This window comes from Thauera phenolivorans (assembly GCF_001696715.1).
GTDB lineage: Bacteria > Pseudomonadota > Gammaproteobacteria > Burkholderiales > Rhodocyclaceae > Thauera > Thauera phenolivorans.
In genome coordinates, this window is the sequence record NZ_MBFM01000003.1 from 644022 (window position 1) to 649317 (window position 5296).

Below are 5296 nucleotides of genomic sequence, written 5' to 3' on the forward strand. Positions count from 1 at the left end.
TCAGGTCGAGCCGGAGGATCTGGTCAAGTTCGGACTGATCCCGGAGTTTGTCGGCCGACTGCCGGTCGTGGCCGCCCTGCAGGAACTCGACGAGGAAGCCCTTGTGCGCATCCTGGTGGAGCCGAAGAACGCCCTCATCAAGCAGTATGAAAAACTGTTCTCGATGGAAGGGGTCGATCTCGAAATCCGGCCCGCCGCACTGCAGGCGGTCGCGCGCAGGGCGATCACGCGCAAGACCGGCGCCCGCGGCCTGCGCTCGATCCTCGAGGCGGCGCTGCTCGACATCATGTACGAGTTGCCGACGCTCGAGGGTGTGGAGAAGGTGGTGGTGGACGAGAACACGATCGATGAGGGCGCCAAGCCCCTGCTGATCTACGCCGAGCAGCAAAAGGTTTCCGGGTCCAATTGAGCCCGGAGCAGCGCCCGCTTGAATTTCCAGGTCACGCCCGCATATGGTCGTGACCTTTCGGATAAGGAAAATTGAAATGTCGGGTCCTGCTGACCTCCCCAACGAGCAAATGGAACTACCGCTGCTTCCGCTGCGCGACGTGGTGGTGTTTCCGCACATGGTTATCCCGCTGTTCGTCGGGCGACCCAAGTCGATCAAGGCGCTCGAACTCGCCATGGAGGCGGGCAAGCACATCCTGCTGGTGGCGCAGAAATCGGCCGCCAAGGACGAGCCCGCGGTCGAAGACCTCTATTCGACCGGTTGCGTGGCGAACATCCTGCAGATGCTCAAGCTGCCCGACGGCACGATCAAGGTGCTGGTCGAGGGCGTGCAGCGCGCGCGAATCGACGAGGTCGAGGACCAGAAGGAGTATTTCGACTGCAAGGTGACCCCTGTCCCGCTGCCGGCAGCCGAGGGTACCGAGCTCGAGGCGATGCGCCGCGCGATCATCGCCCAGTTCGACCAGTACGTTAAGCTCAACAAGAAGATTCCGCCGGAAATCCTCAGCTCGCTGGCCGGTATCGAGGAAGCGGGCCGGCTGGCCGACACGATCGCAGCGCACCTGCCGCTCAAGCTGGAGCAGAAGCAGGAAGTGCTGGAGATGTTCGACGCCGCCGATCGCCTCGAAAAGTTGCTTTCACAGCTGGAGACCGAGCTCGACATCCTGCAGGTGGAAAAGCGTATCCGCGGGCGCGTGAAGCGTCAGATGGAGAAGAGCCAGCGCGAGTACTACCTGAACGAGCAGGTAAAGGCGATCCAGAAGGAACTCGGGGAGGGCGAGGATGGAGCCGACCTCGAGGAGATGGACAAGAAGATCAAGTCCGCGGGCATGCCGAAGGAGGCGCTGGCGAAGGCCGAGGCCGAGTTCAAGAAGCTGCGCCTGATGTCGCCTATGTCTGCCGAAGCGACGGTGGTGCGGAACTACATCGACACCCTGCTGGCGCTGCCGTGGAAAAAGAAATCCCGCGTCAGCAAGGATCTCACCGCGGCCGAGAAGGTGCTCGACCAGGACCACTACGGTCTGGAGCGGGTCAAGGAGCGCATCCTCGAGTACCTCGCGGTTCAGCAGAGGGTCGACAAGGTGAAGGCGCCGATACTTTGCCTCGTCGGGCCTCCGGGCGTGGGCAAGACCTCGTTGGGGCAGTCGATTGCCAAGGCGACCAACCGCAAGTTCATTCGCATGGCGCTCGGTGGCGTGCGCGACGAGGCCGAGATTCGCGGCCACCGGCGCACCTACATCGGATCGATGCCGGGCAAGATCCTGCAGAGCATGAGCAAGGTCGGGGTCAAGAACCCGCTGTTCCTGCTCGACGAGGTGGACAAGCTCGGGATGGACTTCCGCGGAGATCCGTCGTCGGCCCTGCTCGAAGTGCTTGATCCCGAACAGAACCACACCTTCTCGGACCACTACGTCGAGGTGGATTTCGATCTGTCCGAGGTGATGTTCGTCGCCACCGCCAATACGCTGAACATTCCCGCCGCGCTGCTCGATCGCATGGAGGTCATCCGGCTCTCCGGTTACACGGAGGACGAAAAGGTCAACATCGCCTCGCGCTACCTGGTGCCGAAGCAGATGAAGAACAATGGCCTCAAGGCGGGCGAGCTGACCGTCACGGAGGACGCATTGCGCGACATCGTCCGCTACTACACGCGTGAAGCCGGTGTTCGCAGCATGGAGCGCGAGATCTCCAAGATCTGCCGCAAGGTCGTGAAGGCGCTCGTTCTCAAGGAGGGCGGCAGTAAGGTGGTGGTCGATTCGAGCAATATCGACAAGTATCTGGGCGTGCGCAAGTACAGCTTCGGCGTCGCGGAGATGCAGAATCAGGTCGGGCAGGTCACGGGTCTGGCGTGGACAGAGGTGGGGGGCGAGTTGCTGACGATCGAGGCCGTCGCCCTTCCGGGCAAGGGCAAGGTCATGACCACCGGCAAGCTCGGCGAGGTCATGCAGGAATCGATCCAGGCTGCGTTGTCGGTGGTGCGCAAGCGTTCGCGCTCCCTCGGCATCGAGGACGACTTCTATCAGAAGAACGACCTCCACATCCACCTGCCTGAGGGTGCAATTCCCAAGGACGGGCCGTCCGCCGGTATCGCGATCGCCACTGCTCTGGTGTCGGTGCTCACCGGTATCCCCGTGCGTTGCGACATTGCGATGACCGGCGAGATCACCTTGCGCGGCGAGGTGCTGGCGATCGGCGGGCTGAAGGAGAAGCTTCTTGCCGCGGTGCGTGGAGGCATCGGGATGGCGCTGATTCCCGACGAAAACGTCAAGGATCTGGTCGAGATTCCGGACAACATCAAGAACGCGCTCGAGATCGTGCCGGTGAAGTGGTTCGATCAGGTGCTCGAGCGCGCACTGGAGCGCAAGCCCGAAGCGTTGCCGGACGAGCCGCTTCCCGCGGCCGTCAAGGTCGCGTCCGAAGACGCGGGATCGGCCGCGGCGAGCCCGCGGACGCACTAGTCGGTGTAGCCGCTGAGCAGATCGGATCGAGATTCAGGCAGTCGTCGGTTTCGGCATTGGTTCGAGACTAGGGGTGAGCAGGGCGCGCTTCGGTGCGCCTTGTCGCCGACTGGCAAAGGTTTCCGTCTTGCGATATATTCAGCGGCTTGCCAGATCGGACGCGTAAAATCAAAAGATCTGTCGGGGGTGCTTAGCTCAGTTGGTAGAGCGCTAGCCTTACAAGCTGGATGTCGGCGGTTCGAGCCCGTCAGCACCCACCATGCGTGAAAGAAGCCAGGCGCGGTCCTGGCTTTTTTTCTGGTGCGCCCAGCATGGGCGCACTCCTGCGGGTGCAAGTCCCGCCGTAAGTTGATCACAGCGAACGAAGCTAAGCGCAACTGCGCGAGGGTGACCGAGCGTGGGGAGGAAGCGTGGAGCGTAAGCTGCGAGCCGATGAACAAGAATCGGATAGAAGGCGCTGCCGAGCAGGGCGAGCGGGCCAGAAACCGCGAAGCTCTCGTGATCAAGGCGAAGTGGCGTAGATCCGGCGGTTGTGCAGCGAAGGAGTGCGTTCTTACCTGGGGAGATCTCGCCTTGTGCCTGAAAGGGCGACGGTGCCACACCGGAGCGAGGAGTCAGCCGAGGCCGTAGTAGCCGCTGGTTTGGGGCGAAGGGCCGAACGAGTAGGAGGGCCGAAGGCCGTGTCGCTCGGACGTGCAGTGCATCAGAAGCCCGGCGAGCCGGGGCGCAATGCGGGAGAGCGAGGTGAAGCCGAGCTCGAAGCGGTGCGTGATGAAGCACGAACGGCGCGGCGCGCAACTGGAAGCCCGGGGCGAGATGGCCTGCTTGCGCAGGCGCTCGCGAGCGCGAATATGGTTCTGGCGTGGAAACGCGTCAAAGCTAATCGCGGCAGTGCTGGGGCGGATGGGTTGTCGATTGCCGAGACGGCGGAGTACCTGAGAATGCACTGGCCCCGGATTCGGGAATCCTTGCTCGATGGCAGCTACCGGCCCGTGCCGGTGCGCTGCGTCCAGATTCCGAAGGCCGATGGCGGGGTGCGCGAACTGGGGATTCCGACGGTGACGGATCGGCTGATCCAGCAAGCCCTGCTGCAAGTCTTGCAGCCCATCATTGATCCGACGTTCTCCGAACACAGCTATGGCTTCCGGCCGGGACGCCGTGCGCACGACGCGGTGCTCGATGCACAGCGCTACGTGCAGGACGGCTACCGGGTAGTGGTCGATGTGGATCTGGAGAAGTTCTTCGACCGGGTCAATCACGACATCCTGATGGAACGGTTGGCGAGGCGAATCGACGATAAAGCCGTGCTGCGGCTGGTTCGTCGTTACCTCGTGGCCGGGATTCTGGATGGCGGGGTGCTCATCGAGCGGTACGAGGGCACGCCGCAAGGCGGGCCGCTCTCGCCGCTGTTGGCCAATGTGCTGCTCGACGAGGTGGATCGGGAACTGGAGCGACGTGGCCACCGCTTCGTGCGCTACGCCGACGACTGCAACGTGTATGTGTGCAGTCGCCGCGCAGGTGAACGGGTGCTGGAAGGGTTGCGCAAGCTCTACGACCGACTCCATCTGAAGATCAACGAGGCCAAGACGGCGGTGGCGTCGGCGACCGGTCGCAAGCTTCTGGGCTACGAACTGTGGCGCAGTGCGGGCGACCGGATCAAATGCGCGGTCGCCTACAAGGCGTTGGAGACCTTCAAACAACGCATCCGGGAAATGACGCGTCGCTCGGGCGGGCGCAGCCTGCCGGAGGTCGCCGAACGACTGCGGGCCTACATGCCGGGCTGGAAGGCGTACTTCCAGCTTGCGCAGACACCCAAGGTGTTCCGCGAACTCGACGAGTGGATCCGACACCGGCTGCGTGCCGTGCAGCTCAAGCACTGGCGTCGGGGTACGACGATGTATCGGGAATTGTTGGCGCTGGGCGCCTCGCAAGCGGATGCCCGCAGGGTGGCCGCGAACAGTCGGTGCTGGTGGCGTAACAGCCGCATGGCGCTGAACCGAGCGATGCCCATCGCCTACTTCGACCGGCTTGGCGTGCCTCGGCTCTCATGACCTCAACTGCTCGAACCGCCCGGTGCGGACCCGCATGCCGGGTGGTGTGGGAGGGGATCGGTCAGGTAACCTGACCGCCCCTATCCCGATCCTGTTCGGCGTCGTCGCAGGGTGTTCAGGGGCAGTCGTGGCGGGAAGTTGTCTTTTTTCTTGCGCGTTTGGTTTGGGTGTCTATAATGCGCAGCTTCTTTCGTCGCTGCGGTGATTTATCTGCGGTGGGGGGGGGGTGGAAGGGGGTTGGTTCTGTCGGTGGGGCTTTGGCGGTTGTGCTGAAGAATTTACCGGTTGGGGCTTGACGGGGTGGTTTGATCTGCTCATAATCTCGCTTCTTCGCTGCAC

Annotated in this window: 3 protein-coding genes, 1 tRNA gene and 1 pseudogene; 4 read left to right on the forward strand and 1 reads right to left on the reverse strand. The window is 63.0% G+C overall.

The features are described from left to right. The 4 genes and pseudogenes from BB334_RS09925 to ltrA form a co-directional block, all read left to right on the forward strand. Positions 1-409, forward strand: a pseudogene (locus BB334_RS09925) (ATP-dependent Clp protease ATP-binding subunit ClpX); the annotation flags it as partial. Positions 410-485: 76 nt separating this feature from the next. Further along, positions 486-2906 (forward strand): endopeptidase La, encoded by a 2421-nt coding sequence (lon, locus tag BB334_RS09930; RefSeq protein ID WP_068807877.1) that lies wholly within the window; start codon positions 486-488, stop codon positions 2904-2906. 184 nt (positions 2907-3090) lie between these two features. Then, positions 3091-3166 (forward strand) — tRNA-Val (locus BB334_RS09935). Positions 3167-3604: 438 nt separating this feature from the next. Continuing rightward, the gene (gene ltrA / locus BB334_RS09940) at positions 3605-4957 is read left to right on the forward strand and encodes a group II intron reverse transcriptase/maturase (protein WP_232756612.1); all 1353 of its coding nucleotides are present in this window, start codon (positions 3605-3607) and stop codon (positions 4955-4957) included. Between the two features lie 115 nt (positions 4958-5072). Here the strand turns inward: ltrA and BB334_RS18680 are convergent. Next, positions 5073-5296 (reverse strand): hypothetical protein (locus tag BB334_RS18680; protein ID WP_232756705.1); only part of this gene is annotated, 224 nt, incomplete at its 5' end.